Source organism: Methanospirillum hungatei JF-1, assembly GCF_000013445.1.
GTDB classification, from domain to species: domain Archaea; phylum Halobacteriota; class Methanomicrobia; order Methanomicrobiales; family Methanospirillaceae; genus Methanospirillum; species Methanospirillum hungatei.
The window spans coordinates 2,937,425-2,953,731 of sequence record NC_007796.1; the positions used below are offsets into that span (position 1 = coordinate 2,937,425).

Here is a 16,307-nt window from a genome sequence, read left to right on the forward strand (position 1 = left end):
ATTAGGAACGGTGGCCGTTCCCATGCCCGTGGGATCCTGACCGTCCACCATTACCGGATCTCATCCCAGCCTGATGATGCATACCGGTTCCATCAAGAGGCCTGACTCCGTTGCTTTGACAGTTCTTCTGGATGCAGGTCCCATTCCCTGAACCATAACCATAACCGGTCTCAAACTGACCATTCTGATGAGAGAGGCCATGATGATACCCGGTCCCGTCCTGTGGTCCGGTCTTTCCTGCACCAGATACCGGGAGAGTAACCAGGAGCATGACCAGAACCACAAGAAGTCCGATACCTACAAGACCCATTGCTCTTCGGTTCATGTGACTCACCTTTTCAGATTTTTCCCGTACTGCATTCCGGTTCCATCACGGGGCGGGGTCTGATTGTTCGGGCAGTCTGCCTGTGGGCAATCCGGATTCGGACAAACCCCGGTCCCTGTTGAACCATCGCCATTGTGCAGCATCATACCATTCCCATTTCCACCTTGTCCGGCTGCTGATACCGGGAAAGTGGCTCCTAAAGCGATAAGGCCCAGGATAAGGATTACGACTATTGCTTTCATATCTTCTCCTGACCGCCTGAGCGGTGCATACATCCTCATGGGCTTTGCCCGGATTTATAGGGATAAAATGGGAGAAGTTCATACCATGAACCTGATGGTTATACAGGGTAGAACTTGATAACCATGGCCGGCCTATGAATGAGTGGGATGAATATATGAATCCGGAAAGACCAGATGACCGGACAATCCTTACCAGTTCTGATCCTGAGTTTATATCAGAATTATCCGAATATCTTGATGTTCTCGCCAGCCCCATCCGCCTTCAGATCCTCTCATTTATCGGAACAAAACCCAGGACAGTCAGGCAGATCTCACATGAGATTGCGACCAGTTATGAGAATACCAAAAAACATCTGACAAAACTGCTCTCGCTCGGCATCATCCGAAAAGAGATAGGAGTCTCTGATGAACCGGTAAACATGGGTCAGCCGGTTTTTTATTATAAGCTTGTCCCGGATGGTCTGAACCATGCAGCATACAATCTCACACTTTTCAGCCAGGTTGCCGGAACGAGTAACCCGGACCTTTCAAAGCAGGTAATAGCGGCGCAAACCGGCCTGCATACCATTCTCCCTGCCAGACCAGGTTTTGTCATCATGAATGGTTCAGAGCAGGGAAGAATGATTGAACTGACAGAACCAGTATACCGGGTCGGAAGAATTGAAGAGGGATGGAACGGAATTTCTCCTGAACCGGCTCTTCTTCTGAATGATGAGTACCGATCGGTCAGCCGGGTATCACGCCCCCATGCATGGGTGAAAAAGCAAGCAGGGTTCTGGACATTAGCAGATGGGAACAGCAAAGGGGGAACCTATATAAATGGAAGACCAATCGGTCATGATCCGGTGGTTTTGCAGGACGGCGACAGAATAGAACTCTCACCCGGAACCCTTGGCATAACCTTTACCTTTCATTCAGGAAATACCAATCCGAATCATACCCCATGAAAACTACCATCTTCCCCGGCCCGGATCTCTCTCTCCGAAAGAAATCACTTTACATGTGGGGAGTTCTGATTATCCATCTTCTTCTTGCATTCCAGTACCTTCTTGTGGAGTTTCTGTTTCTATCGGCCCCGATTCGGCACGGACACGGAGGAGGACAGGGATTGGGGAATGCGATAAACCTCTCCCTTCCTTCCTTCTCCATCCTGTTCATGCTTTTGATACTGTGCCATATCATCTCTCTTGTAGGGGCTCGTCATTCAATTCGATTCATTATTGGATCTGGATTTGGTCTGGTTATTACAGCCACCCTGACGTTAGGACTTCTGCTCTTTTCCCGCCAGTCCATGAACCTTCTTGAGATGGTCTATTCTCATGCGATACTCGTCATTATTTCACTCATCTGCTCTCTTCTCATTGGGATATATATGGTGATCAGCCAGGTGTGGAAAGGTCATGGGAATGAAAATATACGTCAGGGCAGAGATATATCGTCCTTTCCCCTGCCGATGAACCGATACAGAAATGTCAGGCCTATTGGAGAAGGTGGCGTTGGAAGAATCTGGTATGCAGAGCGGACAGGTGATGGAACGCCGGTCGTCGTGAAAGTCCCACGAACGGATGATGAAATGACCGGTCTTTCATTTATGCAGGAGATCAGTATCTGGAGAGATCTGGAACACCCTCATATTGCCACACTTCTTTCTGCAAATATCCTCCCTGTTCCGTATATTGAGATAGAGTATCTCCCCCGATCGGTTGCAGATCTGAAAACCCCGCACCCAATACCACAGGCGTTGCAGATCATTCAGGGTCTTGTATCCGCTCTTATATATGCTCATGGCCGGGGAGTTATCCATTGTGATATAAAACCCACGAATATCCTTCTGACTCACGAAGGGATGGTAAAACTCACCGACTGGGGGCTTGCCCGGTCAGGGAGAGACCGACGGTCAGTATCGGGGTTTTCTCCAACCTATGCAGCCCCTGAGCAGCGTTCGGTGTATTCAGAATGCACCGCTCCAACGGACATCTGGCAGGTTGGAATGGTATGTGCCGAACTCCTCACTGGCAGACCGGAGATCCCGTCCGGAACAGAACCTGTCTTTCAGACCGGTGAAGGAGAGAAACTTCTATCAATTATTCTGAAATGTCTGGTTTCAGACCCAGCCGGACGATATCAGTCAATCCGGGAACTTTCAGTTGATCTTGAGAGGATTGCTCCTGAAAGAAGTGACGATTCTGGTTATTAAATCTGAAATATTACAAATTTTCGATTGTAAAAGATGGTCTCCGGTTTCAGGCTCACCATGGAGTATAATGCATGACCTTGAAAATTCCAGTTTCAGATCTTCTTCCAGGTGCTCAGTACCATCATGAGAATGTTCCATGGTGATTTTTGGACAAATCCACACCTTATTGATGAGAACGATCCAACCGGCCTCTATACCTGGGATGTGAGGAATCCTGGTACCGGTCAATTGCATGAATGTCTGGACCGTGCGATACGATGGATCGATGACAGGATTGTCTGACTGGAGATTGCAATCGATATAACCAAACGAGAGATGAAGATAGTGGAATTATGAGACAGCATCAGGAGCCTGAAAACCAGAAATTGACAGGCTATCTACCAATCATGATAAAGTTGTAAATTTGGGTTGAAATTCTAAAAATTAGCCTCTTTTCTTTGAAAATGTCTGAATATCTAATTCTATAATAATCAGATCCTCATTTTTATAAATCATTTAAGCATATAGTATATTTCACCTGAGAGAGACCATGAAGACCATTTCTGCCATGACCGACTGGTTTGACAACGCAACTATCGGACGGAAGATTACCCTCATCTGCCTGATTCTGGTCATTATCCCGACCCTTGTCCTGGGATATGTCGCCTATACCAGTGCAGAATCCGCAATTCACGAAAGCATAAAGATCAACCTGGAAGTTCAAAGTCAGGATCTGGAGGAGGCGACAAAAACCGCCTACGAACTTACCCAGGTCAAAGTGAAGAGTGATCTGAATGTTCTGCATGAGCATTTTTACGCGAAGGGGAAACCAGAGATCATCAATGGGAACCTGATGCTGGGCTCGTCCTACAAGGTTAATGACAACTTTGAGATCGTTGATAATGTCCAGAATCTGCTCGGCGGAGCGGCAACCATATTCCAGAAGAAAGGTGATCAGGCGATTCGTATCTCCACCAATGTTATCGGTGAGGATGGAAAACGTGCCATCGGAACCCCGGTCTCACCGGCAGTCTATGATGCCGTCATCAATAAAGGACAGACCTATTATGGCACGGCAACGGTTGTCGGAAAGAAGTATATCACTGCCTATGAACCGATAAAGAATGCTGCAGGAGAGATCATCGGTATCCTCTTTGTCGGTGTTGAGGAGGGTTCCACCATCGGTATCCTGCAGGATCAGATCAAGAGTAAAAAGATAGGTGAAAACGGGTACGTATTTGTCCTTGACAGTACCGGCCAGGCCCTTATTCACCCGACCAGAGAAGGGAAGAATGATTCAGATCTTCCATTCATCAAAGAGATTATAACCAAAAAGAAAGGATATCTGGAATATTCCTGGGATGGAAGAGATAAAATAGCAGTATTCAGTTATTTTGAGCCATTTGACTGGATCATCGTTGCAAATGCCGACTATCATGACTTCACCGGTCCCATTGATGCAATCCGCAATACTATCTTCATAGTTGTAATTCTGGGAATCATCGGTGGTTTTATCGTTGCCACCCTCTTTGGAAGATCCATATCAACACGGATGGATGAACTGGTCACGTTGGCAAGACAGGTCCGTGACGGTAAGCTCGTCGCTCAGACAGACCGGGTGTATTCTCAGGATGAGATCGGTATCCTCTCGCAGGCTTTTTCAGATGTTGTCCATACATTCCTCCAGTTCAGGGATGAGATCCGGACTTTGAGCACGGCTGCAGCATCCGGAAATCTGAAAACCAGAGGGGATAGCAGGAAATTCCAGGGTGATTATGCCCTCATCATCGATGGAGTCAATGAGACCGTGGATGCGATGGCTGTTCCCCTCAATGAAGCCATGATTCTATCCAAACGGTACGCAACCGGTGACTTTACGGCACGGATGAACCCTGACCTCCAGCTGAAAGGGGAGTTTGTAACATTCAGGGATGCCCTTGATACCATTGGTATTGATGTGTCCAAGGCTCTTGCAGCGGTTCATGCACAGATGAAGGAACTGACAGAAGAGATGATCGAAGTCAGTAAACGGGTTGATGAAGTCAATGCTGAGACAAACACCGCTCATAAGAGTATTGAGGATGTGTCAGAAGGAGTCGGACAGGTAGCATCCATCGCTACCGCAGTGAACAACCTGGCAGATAAAAGCGGTATGGCAACGCAGCAGATCCTGACTGCCATGCAGGACCTTGCAACCACGGTCTCTTCAGTTGCAGCAAAGATGGAGCATGTATCGGTACTGACCAATATGGCTGCAGAACTCTCAGAGAAAGGAAAAGATGCTGCAGGTCTTGCTGAGAAGGGGATGCACGGGATCATGGAGTCATCTTCAGAGATAGAGGAGATGAACCAGCAGATCAGTGGTCAGATGCAGGAGATCAACAGGATTGTTGATATTATCAGCTCCATTGCAGAAGAGACAAATCTGCTTGCCCTCAATGCTGCAATCGAGGCTGCTCGGGCAGGAGAAGCAGGCCTTGGCTTTGCCGTCGTTGCAGCTGAGGTCAAGGAGCTTGCAAATGAATCGCAAAAATCTGCAGAGAATATCGCGTTAATCATCTCCGACCTTCAGAAGAAATCTGGTGCCATGGCAAAGGCAGTCCAGAACTCGATAATAGAAGTCAAGAGCGGGAATACTGCCGTTGGTGAAACACTGGCAGTCTTTAATGAGATTGTTGAGTCAATCTCTACGATCAACTCGAATATGAGTGAGGTTGCCGCAGCAAGTGAGGAGCAGGCTGCATCGGTACAAGAGGTCACGGCCACGGTGAATGAATTCAGTGATATGGTGCAGCAGACGGCAAAGGAGTCGGTCGGTCTTGCAGCAGCAAGTGAGGAGTCATCAGCAGCCGTCGGACAGATCACCCAGATGGTAGCCCAGGTAAATGAGTCTATGGAGCGGATTGGTCAGACTACCGATCGGGCTGAAAAAGCGGTGGCCAGGATCAAAGAAGAGATGGACCAGTTTACCTTTTAATTTTTTATATTCAGGCACGTGAGACGAGTGAGAAAGTCACGACCCTTTTTTTGTCGCCAGGAATATAGTATCTGATGGGTGATATCGACATCCGTGTTTATTTTTCACCTGGTGCAGGCCTTCTTGATCTCTCCGGACTTTTTAAAAATATCCTGAAGATCTCTTATGAAGCGGTTTATGTTGGTCCCAAAAGAGCAATACGGAAAGAATTAAATGCTGCGAATCTCACCGATACGCATACATATGAGAAATTGGACCCTCTATCTTTGTAATATCACGGACCCTATCACTTCCAATAAGGAGTCTATATCAGAGGAGAATATAAAAATCGCGGTGTCTGATGCAGTAAATCCAAGTTCAATTCTTTTTTGTGAAACCTCTTCAATGTAATACCTCGTCTCTCTCCATTCATCCCCGTCAATCCGTTCAATAGTTCCGGATTGAATATTTTTTAAAAAGACATTCAGGAATTCTTTTGATTGCTGCTCGAGTTCTGCATCCTTGATGGTCACGACGATGAGTAATGGCAGCATGCTGTTCCTTAACCCAGTCAGCAAGTAAAATATCAGAGTGTTTTTGCAGTATTTCAGGGAATTTGTATGTAATAGCCACGGTAACACCTCGGGGTAAACAACACATTTTCTTCCATACATTATAAATACTACGATATGATTACCACAAAAAGACATCAAAACACTTATGTTACAGAAAATAATACGTAACGATAAGTACAGGCCTGAAATGAACAGAACAATTTTACAGGACCATACATCTGCACTTCATGTCCTTGTCGTGGATGATGAAGAAGACGTCAGATTAGCAACCGCTGAGTACCTGGCTGTCTTACATAACATAAAGGCTGACCTTGCCGGATCAGGAGAAGAGGCGCTTTTACTACTTCTTAATACCCGGTATGACGCTATCATCTCAGATTACGAGATGGAGGATATGAGTGGTATTGACCTCCTAAAAACTATCAGGGCACGGGGTGACGATACTCCGTTTATCATATTCACCGGACGGGGACGGGAAGAGGTGGTTATCGCTGCTTTTGAGAACGGAGCAGACGGGTATGTCATGAAAGGGGGCGAGATACGATCGCAGTTTGCTGAACTTGCCCAGAAAGTGACCACCATCGCACAGAAAAAACAAACCGAGAAAGCCCTCAGTGAGATACAAGATCAGTTCGCAGAGATATACATTAACTCACCAATAGCAATCGAGCTCTATGACAAGGATGGCAGACTGCTGGACATCAACCCTGCCTGTTGTGATCTGTTCGGTGTGCACTCATCGGATGACGTCAGGGGATTCTCCCTCTTTGATGATCCGAATGTACCCAAAGAGAGGCTTGAAGCATTAAAGAAAGGGGAGACAATTCGATATCGTTCGGTCTTTGACTTTGATCTGGTGAAAAATTTAAATCTCTATACAACCAGCTCTGGTGAAAAATTTAAATCTCTATACAACCAGCAAGGCAGGAAAGATAACCATCGAAGTGCAGATTACCCCGATGTATCATGGCGACCACCAGCTGTCAGGATACCTGGTCCATATCGTTGATGTCACTGAAGAAACCCTGGCACAGGATGAGATAAAAAACCAGAAACTATTCCTGGACCGGCTTTTGGAGACCATCCCGATCCCGGTCTTTTATAACGATACAAGAGGGAGGTATATCGGGTGTAATCAGGCATTTGAGCACTATATCGGGTTCACAAAAGAACAGATCGTCGGGAAGACGGTATATGACATTGCCCCACAAGAACTTGCAGATACCTATTATGCAAAAGATAAGGAACTTCTTGATGCCCCAAAGACCCAGACCTATGAGTCACAAGTATGGTATGCTGATGGAACAATGCACAATGTCATCTTCTATAAGGCGACACTCCTTGATCAAAACGGGAACATTCAGGGCTTAATCGGAATGATCCTTGATATCACCGAGAGAAAACAGGCTGAAGAGGTAATCCGCCAGAAAGAAGAATACATCAGAACTGTTCTTGACAACCTTCCCATAGGTGTTGCGGTTAACTCTGTATCGCCCACGGTTGCATTTTCCTATCATAATGCCAATTTCCTGAAATTTTACCGGATACCTGAGAAAGCACTCAAAGAACCTGATGTTATCTGGGATTACATCTATGAAGATCCTGAATATCGCAAAAACATACGCGAACGGGTGATTTCAGACTGTGCCAGCGGTGATCCAAGCCGGATGCACTGGGACGATATCCCCATCATCAGGGAAGGGGAAGAGACCACCTACATCAGTGCCATGAACATTCCGATTCCCCTGAGCACTCTGATGATATCAACCGTCTGGGATGTGACTGCAAGAAAGAAGGCAGAAGATGAACTCAAACAGGCAAACCGTCTCCTTGAAGGGATGCTCAATGGTATTCCTGACATCATCGGGATACAAAATCCTGATCATACCATCATCCGGTATAACCAGGCTGGATATGATGCCTTGGGGCTCTCGCCTGAAGAGGTCGCAGGAAGACCATGTTACTCCTTCATCGGACGAACCAGACCCTGTGAGATCTGTGCAACATCAAAAGCACTGCAGAGTAAAAAACAAGAGATGGTCGAGAAGTATGTTCCTGAACTGAAACGGTACCTGATCTGCCGGAGTAACCCGAACCTTGATGATGACGGAAATGTACAGCTCATCGTTGAACAGCTGACCGACATCACCGATCGGAAACAGATTGAAGAGGCCATCGGCCAGTCAAACCAGAAATTAAGACTCCTTACCGGCCTTACCAGGCATGATATCCTCAATATTCTCACCGCTATTTATTTTTATCATGAACTGGCCCTGGAGAATTCGGATCCTAATACCATACATGAGTACATTACCAGGGCACAGGAGGCTGGAAAGCGGATAGAGGCAACCATAGGCTTTACGAGAGAGTATGAAGAGTTCGGGATTGTCAGTTCAGGGTGGCAGGAACTATATTCCATCATCGAATCTGCAAAACGTGAGATTAATGTCGGGGCCATTCGGATAGAGAACCAGATCTCCACGTCGCTTTTAGTATATGCCGACCCCATCATAAGAAAAGTCTTCTCAACCCTTATCGAGAATGCCATCCGCCATGGCAAAAAGATTACCTATATTCGGTTTTCAGTCGCACACAAGGATAATGACCTTATTATTATCTGTGAGGATAACGGAGTGGGTATACCCCTCAACGACAAGGCACACATATTCGGCAGAGGATTTGGAAACCATACCGGTATAGGACTCTTCCTGGCACGGGAGATTCTCTCGATTACCAATCTCTCCATCAGGGAAGTTGGTGAAGAAGGGAAAGGGGCACGATTTGAGATCCTTGTTCCGGATGGGAAGTGGAGAGAATGAACAGGAATGAATCATTCACATGAACAGGATACACAGAACGATATATTGTGGAATAATTCACCTGCTCTTTATAGGCCTGATATTCGGACCCATAATGGCATTTGTCCTCTCGCCAGAGAATCCGGTGACCATCGGTGAATAGAATGATCTTTTGACGAAAATCACCTGACCGGAGGGAGATGTAAACGATATCCATATGTACCATCTTGACAAACAATCTACACCGATCCAGGTCAGATTATGAAGCAGGTAACTCTCCTCCTCGTTGATGATGAGCCCCCGTTCCTTGACGCAATACGGGATTATCTCTCTGAATATACAGAATTTTATATCGATTGTGCACTATCAGGAGAGGAGGCATTAGAAAAGATCAAAACCGGCCGGTATGATGTTGTGGTTTCAGACTACAACATGCCCGAGATGACCGGGGTTGAATTGCTGAAAGGAGTCAGATCTTTTTCCCGGATACCGTTCATCCTCTTCACCGGTATGGGTGAGCGGGAGATAATCGATGAGGCAATCGAAAATAACGTTGATTTTTACCTTGAAAAAGGTGAGGAACTCCATATAATTGCCTTTAAACTCTCACAGATGATCCTTGCCGGAGTGTACCGGAGCCAGAAAGAGGACTCCGGGGTCTGAAAGGGGAGATCCTGGTTTTGGCCCAGGATGGTCTCACGCTTTTCACCAGAAAACACCCCATTCGACCCATATTTCTTTTTCATGTCTCCAAGGTTTACTGTTCCTCCTCATCCGGTATTGTAGATTGATCGTATCTCAGCAGGGAACATCTCCTCATCAATGGTGGATATGCCCCGTATCTCTCCCCGTAACTTCCGCTGATTTATCGCTGAATTGAATCTGATACCATCTGGTCCCCCGGTCTGATACAGCCCTGGTGAAGCAGCAATCCCACTAGAGTCCAGAATCCGTGAGGCAACTTCTGCACCATTCACAAACAGGCGGATAGCTCCACTCGTCTGATTATAAACCCCGACTACATGGAACCACTGATCCTGCACCGGCCCGGAAGGTGACTGAATATATGATGCAGACCTCCCACCTGCTGCCATCTGTGCCGTACGGAAGGCAAACTCAAACCTTGAATTGTCACTGCTATGCTGAAGATGAAACCGCCGGTTACTGTCACGATCACCATCAACCACCACCGTTGCCCATTTCTGATCCGGACTTGTGGGAGAAGGCGGGGAGGTGAACCTGATCCAGGCTGATACCGAATATCCAGCTCCCCGAAGAAACTCTGGTGTAGTATTATTCTGTGACGTATTCACCGGTGTTCCATTAATAATGAAGGTCTTTGAATACACCAGCACCTGGTTCAGGGCATCGATTACTGATATCCGGATTTCATTTCCAGGAAAATTGAGTCTTGATCCGGGAATCTGTGTCCTATCCGCAGTCACGACATAGCCAGTATCAGAATGGGTGATGAAGAGCAAGGTTCCAGGCTTCCATATCTGCCCAGGGGGAAGTGGGACTACAACTGAGCTGCCATCTACCGTCTCGATACGAATTGTGAGTGGATATCCGCTCCCTCCGGTATTCGCTTCAGATAAATACCCGGGATCTCCCTGCAGATGCATGAGGGTAATTGACGGATATCCGTTTTGGGTAGAATATTGTGCATCCACGACAATGTATGCTGATTTAAAACTCATGCCGGATAAAAACCCCATTAAAACGGCTGATATAATACCGGTTAAGAGTACCATCAGAAAGAGTACAAGGATGATTCCGATAAGAGCACTCACTGCTGATTCTCTCTTATCCAAACGAAAATTATTCAATAATTCATGGATTAATGTCATAATATGAGAACATCAGGCATAAAAACAATCAGACACCCATCATATTTTCTTATCTTTTCCTATCCATTCTGATTTATCTTTGTATGCACATTCACGGCATACGGTATACACTGAACTTCGATACCGACAGGTACAGAGATCCTCCTTTGCTCTTCTCCTTCTGTTCTGTGCATATATTATGAGAGCAATAAGTATGATTGCCGCAATAACAAGACCAGCTGTAACAGACACGAGAAGTATGGTTTCCATATCGAAAAGGAGAACCATCGTCAAAAACAGTATACCGGATATCATACAACCGATACATATGCCCAGGTACAGAGCTCCATTCATACCAAGGCGGAATGATATTTCTTTGAGCATAACGGAGACCGTCCAATCCGATGTGTGATCCTATCCGGATTGGATGTAATCATAATTAAATGTAATCCATAGAAAAACTTATTCAATCCCATATTTCTTTTTAATATCTTCTAAGCTTATAGATTCCCCTCTTCGATGTTCAGCACGTGCTTCTTCAGATCTTTTCTCCCACCCGGAATAATCACACGTCATGAATATATCCATCCACCTTTCGGAATCTGTATCTCAAACCGGGCCCCGACACCATATTCACCGATCTCATGAATCTCAATTCCGGTCAGGAGAAGAATATCCCTGGCAAGAAACATACCCAGACCGGAGTTCTTCCCAAATCCTCTCTCGAACACCTCTTCTTTCTCATCTGCAGGAATCCCGACCCCGTTATCTTCCCACACAATAACCAGGGTCGTATCAGTCATGTGTGAAGAGACATGGATCTCTGTAACCCGCTGACCATGGCGGATAGAATTATCCAGCAGATTATAAAACACCTTTTCCAGCATGGGATCTGCAAAGACAGAGATGTCGGGTAATGAACTCTTAAACAGGACCCTGGATGGCACATTCAGCCGGGCAAGGATCTCACCAGTCTTTTGCCATACCGGTTCGTGTAATCCGATATCCTCAAAGACCCTGGTAAACTCTATCTGGCCCTGTATCATCCTGGTTGCAGAGGTCATTTTGCCATATGCTTCACACAATTCCGGATCTGCACACTCCCCTTCCAATCGTTCAAGATAGAGGAGCAGGACGGTCACCATGTTCAGGATATCATGCCTGGTGATACTGGACAGGAGACTGAGCTGACGGTTTGCCTGTTTTAAAGCCATCTTATTCTTCTTCAGTTCGGTTATATCCTGGTTGGCTCCATGGGTCCGAATCGTTTAACCTTTATTATCCTTTGTTATCCCGAACCGGACCTAAATGGAGCGGACTTCACCATCCCTGCGGATAATCCGGTGCTCACGCTGGGAGATAAAATCAGGATCGGAGGCGGTGAGGGCTTTGTGCTCCTCTTCAGCAACCACATACAGATCATCTGGATGGACAAACTCACGGGCATATGTATCCGATGACATCAGATATCCCCCTTCCTTCTCTGCTGTTGTCCCGTACATGGCATAAAACCGGTCATCAAAGGTAAAAATATCAGCAACCGCATCATACTCCCAGTTTACCAGGTGGGCAAGATCCATCGCCTCTGCAAGCATCTGCTGGTTTTCTCTGAGCTTTTGTTCAATATGGGAACGCTCAATATCTGCAGCAGCCTTAACTGCGATGATATCCAGTATCTGCCTGACATACAGGGAGGTCTCAAAGGGTTTCTGAAACAGGGCACAGAGGCTGCCTATTACCTCTCCGGATGAGTTACGAAGAGGGGTTCCAAGGTATCCCCTGAATTCATACTTTTCAAGTTCTTTACATGCAGGAAATGCAAGGGAGATCTCATCATTATACTGACAAAAACCACCTGATATCACCTGTTCACAGGGGGTTCCTTTCAGGGAAAAACTGACAGAAATGTACTCATTTCCCAGAAGGACCATAGAGAGAATGTTGATGTCCCTGTGATCAGCAGAGATTTAACCGAGTAATACGCAGTCGGCATGAATCCAGGACTGAATGGTGCATACGATTTTTCGAAGGGAATTATACCCGGTTGTCCCGACCATGCTCACCATCAGGGCCTGGGTTGCAAGTTCAGTCTTTTTCCGTTCGGTAATATCCCGAATTAAGACCTGTGCCCCGGTTAATATCCCCTGCTCGATCACCGGCACTACTGATATATCGATATATGCCTGACTTCCATCCTTTTTTGTGAGACATATCTCGATGTTATCCAGAGCGGTCCCTTTTTTAAGTTCGGCTACAACTTTTAGAAACTCCTGCTGGCAATCAGAAAAAACCGTATTTGCAGCGCCATCAACCGCTTTTCCGATGAGCTCTGAAGGTTCATAACCGTTGATATTTTTTGACGAAGGGGAGAGGTATACTGCCTCCAGTTCCTTGTTCAGGACCACGATCAGATCAGATGAATGTTCAGCCATACCCCGGAATCGTTCTTCACTTTTCCGGAGTTTCTCTTCAATTCTTTTCAACTCGGTGATATCCCGTATTGATTCGATGGAACCGGCCACATCACCTGATTTATTGTATAACCTGCTGACACGGACGAGAGTTGAGATCCGCGTTTCTTTCGGGGTTGCATGACTGGTCTGTGCATTCAGACACCCATCTTTTCGAAAAACGTATGCTCTCATGGCGGTTCATTTTCATCGTGGACATACCGGTCGGCCTTCTTGCAATCATCCTCGGTTTTCTCTGTATCCCCCTGCTCAAACCAACAAGTCCGTCAGCAAAACTGGATATTCCAGGTATTCTGCTCCTATTCATAACCCTTGCATCCCTGATATTCGGATTGAATACCATCACCGGTCCAAATGCTTCCCATGGCATCATAGCACTGGTGCTGGCAGTCATCTTCTGTTTCCTCTTCCTTGTCAGGCAGAAGAGATCTGCTGAACCGCTCATGGATCTCTCACTCTTTAAAAACCGGGCGTACTCATTTCAGAATGCCGATATTCTCATCCTTCAGTTAGGACTTGCCGGAGTGAATTCCTCATGCCCTTTTATCTGGAGATTGTGAAGGCACTCCCAACTGGAACCTCCGGAGCTCTTCTTCTGGCCCTGCCGATTGGGAACATACTCACGGGTCAGATTTCAGGAAAGATATCTGATGTTATCGGTACGAAAAAGCCAATTATCATTGGGTTTATCGTCTGTGTATTCGCTCTCTTCCTCCTATCCACGCTGTCGGTTGAGAGTCATGCCTATCAGGTGGCCATGTACCTCTTCATCCTGGGTGCGGGAGCGGGAGTTGCCTATGGACCACTCAATAGTGCAATTATGGGAGAATCACCGGAGAAGGATCGGGGGATTACCTCAGGCCTTCTGAAGATGATGACAAATTTTGGATCCTCCCTTGGTGTAGCCCTGACATTGCTTGTTGCCGGGTTAGTCATGGGACCAAAGATGGCCATGGTAGCAGCCCATACGATAAAACCTGCAGAGATAATGCCGGCATTTCAGTCAGCATTCTTCTTCTGTATGGTTCTGCAGATATGGGACTGGTTCTTATCATCCTGGTGAAAGAGAGACAGGCTCCAATGTCAGGTCCATATGAACCGGGGGTATAAGCATACCTATATCATCATCAGCTAATAGGTACATACCATGAGCAGAATACCAGAATACCCGTTTGATCCTGCAGTGTCAGAAGTGATCGGAGAAATACTGATGGTTGCGTTGGTGGTTGCACTGGCATCCATCGTCTCAGCCTTTATGATGGGCCTTATCGGATCGGTCCCTGATACCGCATTTACTGCATTTAAAGCCGATCCTATCTACAATAATACCACAAAGATAATTGATGCGGTCAGTGTACTGTGCATGGCAGGTGAGGGAATCAGTGGACGATCCGGGGAGAGTGCCGGTCCGGGAGCAGGAAATGAACTCAAAGACATGAGTATTCATATCTCCCCTCCGGATGGATCCAGTCATACCGTCTCCTTGTGTGAGGCTATAGGATCAGCTCCGTTCAGAGTAGGACCGGGGACCCAGATATTTATCGTAAAAAGAGGGGGAACATACTTTTTTGTGAATAATCCAGGCCAGACCGGGTGTGGTGACGGTGGCGGGGGCAACCAAGAGCTGAAACCACACGGACTGTGGACGATAACTATCGCTGATACCCTGAAATCCAATACGGTTGTGTATAAAGGAGAGGTATGGTTATAATTATCCCATTATCCTCTTACCATTCCACTGTCCAGACCAACTCTCCTCTGATTCATGCTTCCATTTTCCGGTAAATGAGGTACAATCATCACTCATGGTAAATTCCAAATCACCAGACTCATCAATTATTCCATCTGATTCTTCAGACCATTTACCAATTAATCGATTGTCTTCAACTATTCCAGATATTTTACCATTATCATGCTCATAATTTCCCTCAACTACATTTCCTTTCTGGGTAAGAGTCATCCTCTGAAAACTCGTATCCCAGATTCCATTCCACTCACATTCGGTATCCATAGGGATAATGGCATTTTGTTCAGAGTAGGTAATCTGGTCCTGTGAGGAAGGCTCAATTTGCGGATGTAAAGTCGAAATCGGTTGTGGAAAAACGGTCTCTTGTATTCCGGTCTGACTATTTTTATCGGAGATCACCTCATATTCTTTTGCATAGGTTTTCTCATTACCGGTTTTAGGCTCCCATGATCTGCGATATACAGCATGGAAGGTCTGACTCCCTTCTCTCACTGCTCTGATAGTCCAGATATGCATACCACCTCTTCCAACCATTCCTTCCTTCGATTCCGACCGATAAGAATCACTGACAATTTCAAGTCCTTTCGTTACGGTTACCTCCCACTGGAATCCTGTCGTGGGATTTTCGGAGAGAGAAATTTCATCCATTTCTCCAAGGTAAATCCTGACAGGGCCTTCAGTCTCAGTCCCGGTCTGGGTAACCGAAGCAGAAGGCTTCTCTACCTCTGAACCAGTATCTGATTTACTGATAACTTCGGGTTCTATGACTGATTTATTGCCAGTATTTGCATCTGATTCATCTCCAATCAAAATATGTGAATTGGGCAGGACCGTGAAAAAGAATTGCCCGGGTGTCTTTATGATTGCTTCTCCATAATCCCCCGTGAACACATAGTCTCCTAAATAGATGACTGAATTTAATGTTGGAGGATTCTCCTCGCTACTATCAGATGGATGATGCAACCTGACAGGACCAATTATATAATAAAATCTTGCTCCGGAATCTATACGTTTTCCAGATTTTTGTGAAGGAGAAGGAATCTCTGCAGAATAAGATGAATCTGAACCAGTATTAGAGAGAATATTTGCATGAATATAATCTACCGATTCGTCCATGATACCAATATGAGGATTATTGTCTCCCATTACTGGAATCGTAAAAAATAATATCACCAGTATACATAAGAA

The 16,307-nt window shown here is 46.1% G+C and carries 21 protein-coding genes; 12 read left to right on the forward strand and 9 right to left on the reverse strand.

The annotated features are described in order from the left end of the window. Window position 1: 1 nt before the first annotated feature. Window positions 2-325, reverse strand: coding sequence for a hypothetical protein (locus tag MHUN_RS13915; protein WP_011449617.1), 324 nt, complete (start codon window positions 323-325; stop codon window positions 2-4). A 5-nt stretch (window positions 326-330) separates the two neighbouring features. Further along, window positions 331-567 carry a hypothetical protein gene (locus tag MHUN_RS13920; protein ID WP_143709511.1) on the reverse strand — a complete coding sequence of 79 codons (237 nt, stop codon included), beginning with the start codon at window positions 565-567 and terminating at the stop codon, window positions 331-333. A 155-nt stretch (window positions 568-722) separates the two neighbouring features. Between MHUN_RS13920 and MHUN_RS13925 the strand changes: the two genes are divergently transcribed. From MHUN_RS13925 to MHUN_RS13940, 5 genes are all read left to right on the forward strand, one after another. Further along, window positions 723-1,514 (forward strand): FHA domain-containing protein, encoded by a 792-nt coding sequence (locus tag MHUN_RS13925; protein WP_011449619.1) that lies wholly within the window; start codon window positions 723-725, stop codon window positions 1,512-1,514. Next, window positions 1,511-2,764: a serine/threonine protein kinase gene (locus MHUN_RS17760; RefSeq protein ID WP_011449620.1), complete on the forward strand. Its 1,254-nt coding sequence runs from the start codon at window positions 1,511-1,513 to the stop codon at window positions 2,762-2,764. The genes MHUN_RS13925 and MHUN_RS17760 overlap by 4 nt, the downstream gene beginning before the upstream one ends. Before the next feature lie 123 nt (window positions 2,765-2,887). Beyond that, window positions 2,888-3,046, forward strand: coding sequence for a hypothetical protein (locus tag MHUN_RS19070; protein WP_158498234.1), 159 nt, complete (start codon window positions 2,888-2,890; stop codon window positions 3,044-3,046). Between the two features lie 247 nt (window positions 3,047-3,293). Continuing rightward, on the forward strand, window positions 3,294-5,720 hold the full coding sequence (locus MHUN_RS13935) for a methyl-accepting chemotaxis protein (RefSeq protein WP_011449621.1): 2,427 nt from the start codon (window positions 3,294-3,296) through the stop codon (window positions 5,718-5,720). Between the two features lie 74 nt (window positions 5,721-5,794). Then, window positions 5,795-5,992 carry a hypothetical protein gene (locus MHUN_RS13940; protein ID WP_048067562.1) on the forward strand — a complete coding sequence of 66 codons (198 nt, stop codon included), beginning with the start codon at window positions 5,795-5,797 and terminating at the stop codon, window positions 5,990-5,992. Here the strand turns inward: MHUN_RS13940 and MHUN_RS19075 are convergent. Beyond that, window positions 5,981-6,253 (reverse strand): RsbRD N-terminal domain-containing protein, encoded by a 273-nt coding sequence (locus tag MHUN_RS19075; RefSeq protein ID WP_011449622.1) that lies wholly within the window; start codon window positions 6,251-6,253, stop codon window positions 5,981-5,983. The genes MHUN_RS13940 and MHUN_RS19075 overlap by 12 nt on opposite strands. A 208-nt stretch (window positions 6,254-6,461) precedes the next feature. On the opposite strand from MHUN_RS19075, the gene MHUN_RS19080 reads away from it, so the two are divergent. The 4 genes from MHUN_RS19080 to MHUN_RS13960 all read left to right on the forward strand — a co-directional run bounded on the left by MHUN_RS19080 (window position 6,462) and on the right by MHUN_RS13960 (window position 9,735). Next, complete coding sequence (locus MHUN_RS19080) at window positions 6,462-7,283, forward strand: response regulator (protein ID WP_052288896.1); 822 nt, start codon at window positions 6,462-6,464, stop codon at window positions 7,281-7,283. Further along, window positions 7,165-9,093: a PAS domain-containing protein gene (locus MHUN_RS17770; protein ID WP_143709513.1), complete on the forward strand. Its 1,929-nt coding sequence runs from the start codon at window positions 7,165-7,167 to the stop codon at window positions 9,091-9,093. The genes MHUN_RS19080 and MHUN_RS17770 overlap by 119 nt, the downstream gene beginning before the upstream one ends. Window positions 9,094-9,112: 19 nt before the next feature. After that, entirely contained in the window at window positions 9,113-9,235 is a 123-nt protein-coding gene (locus MHUN_RS19805) for a hypothetical protein (RefSeq protein WP_275039189.1), read from the forward strand. A 98-nt stretch (window positions 9,236-9,333) separates the two neighbouring features. Then, complete coding sequence (locus MHUN_RS13960) at window positions 9,334-9,735, forward strand: response regulator (protein ID WP_011449625.1); 402 nt, start codon at window positions 9,334-9,336, stop codon at window positions 9,733-9,735. A 107-nt stretch (window positions 9,736-9,842) separates the two neighbouring features. Here the strand turns inward: MHUN_RS13960 and MHUN_RS13965 are convergent, their stop codons facing one another. The 5 genes from MHUN_RS13965 to MHUN_RS13985 all read right to left on the reverse strand — a co-directional run bounded on the left by MHUN_RS13965 (window position 9,843) and on the right by MHUN_RS13985 (window position 13,546). Next, window positions 9,843-10,922: a LamG-like jellyroll fold domain-containing protein gene (locus tag MHUN_RS13965; RefSeq protein ID WP_011449626.1), complete on the reverse strand. Its 1,080-nt coding sequence runs from the start codon at window positions 10,920-10,922 to the stop codon at window positions 9,843-9,845. 39 nt (window positions 10,923-10,961) lie between these two features. Beyond that, window positions 10,962-11,285, reverse strand: a complete 324-nt coding sequence (locus tag MHUN_RS13970) for a hypothetical protein (protein WP_011449627.1) — start codon at window positions 11,283-11,285, stop codon at window positions 10,962-10,964. A gap of 188 nt (window positions 11,286-11,473) precedes the next feature. Beyond that, window positions 11,474-12,115, reverse strand: a complete 642-nt coding sequence (locus MHUN_RS13975; RefSeq protein WP_011449628.1) for a sensor histidine kinase — start codon at window positions 12,113-12,115, stop codon at window positions 11,474-11,476. Window positions 12,116-12,205: 90 nt separating this feature from the next. Beyond that, on the reverse strand, window positions 12,206-12,832 hold the full coding sequence (locus MHUN_RS13980; protein WP_011449629.1) for a PAS domain-containing protein: 627 nt from the start codon (window positions 12,830-12,832) through the stop codon (window positions 12,206-12,208). Window positions 12,833-12,868: 36 nt separating this feature from the next. Next, window positions 12,869-13,546 carry a PAS domain-containing protein gene (locus MHUN_RS13985; RefSeq protein ID WP_011449630.1) on the reverse strand — a complete coding sequence of 226 codons (678 nt, stop codon included), beginning with the start codon at window positions 13,544-13,546 and terminating at the stop codon, window positions 12,869-12,871. Between the two features lie 17 nt (window positions 13,547-13,563). Between MHUN_RS13985 and MHUN_RS17775 the strand changes: the two genes are divergently transcribed. The 3 genes from MHUN_RS17775 to MHUN_RS13995 all read left to right on the forward strand — a co-directional run bounded on the left by MHUN_RS17775 (window position 13,564) and on the right by MHUN_RS13995 (window position 15,083). Then, window positions 13,564-13,932: a hypothetical protein gene (locus tag MHUN_RS17775; protein ID WP_143709515.1), complete on the forward strand. Its 369-nt coding sequence runs from the start codon at window positions 13,564-13,566 to the stop codon at window positions 13,930-13,932. After that, window positions 13,908-14,435: an MFS transporter gene (locus tag MHUN_RS17780; RefSeq protein ID WP_052288898.1), complete on the forward strand. Its 528-nt coding sequence runs from the start codon at window positions 13,908-13,910 to the stop codon at window positions 14,433-14,435. The genes MHUN_RS17775 and MHUN_RS17780 overlap by 25 nt, the downstream gene beginning before the upstream one ends. Before the next feature lie 84 nt (window positions 14,436-14,519). Beyond that, complete coding sequence (locus MHUN_RS13995; protein ID WP_011449631.1) at window positions 14,520-15,083, forward strand: type IV pilin N-terminal domain-containing protein; 564 nt, start codon at window positions 14,520-14,522, stop codon at window positions 15,081-15,083. Here MHUN_RS13995 and MHUN_RS17785 read toward each other — a convergent pair whose 3' ends face one another. Next, on the reverse strand, window positions 15,084-16,265 hold the full coding sequence (locus MHUN_RS17785) for a protease inhibitor I42 family protein (RefSeq protein WP_052288899.1): 1,182 nt from the start codon (window positions 16,263-16,265) through the stop codon (window positions 15,084-15,086). It lies immediately after the preceding gene. Window positions 16,266-16,307 lie beyond the last annotated feature (42 nt).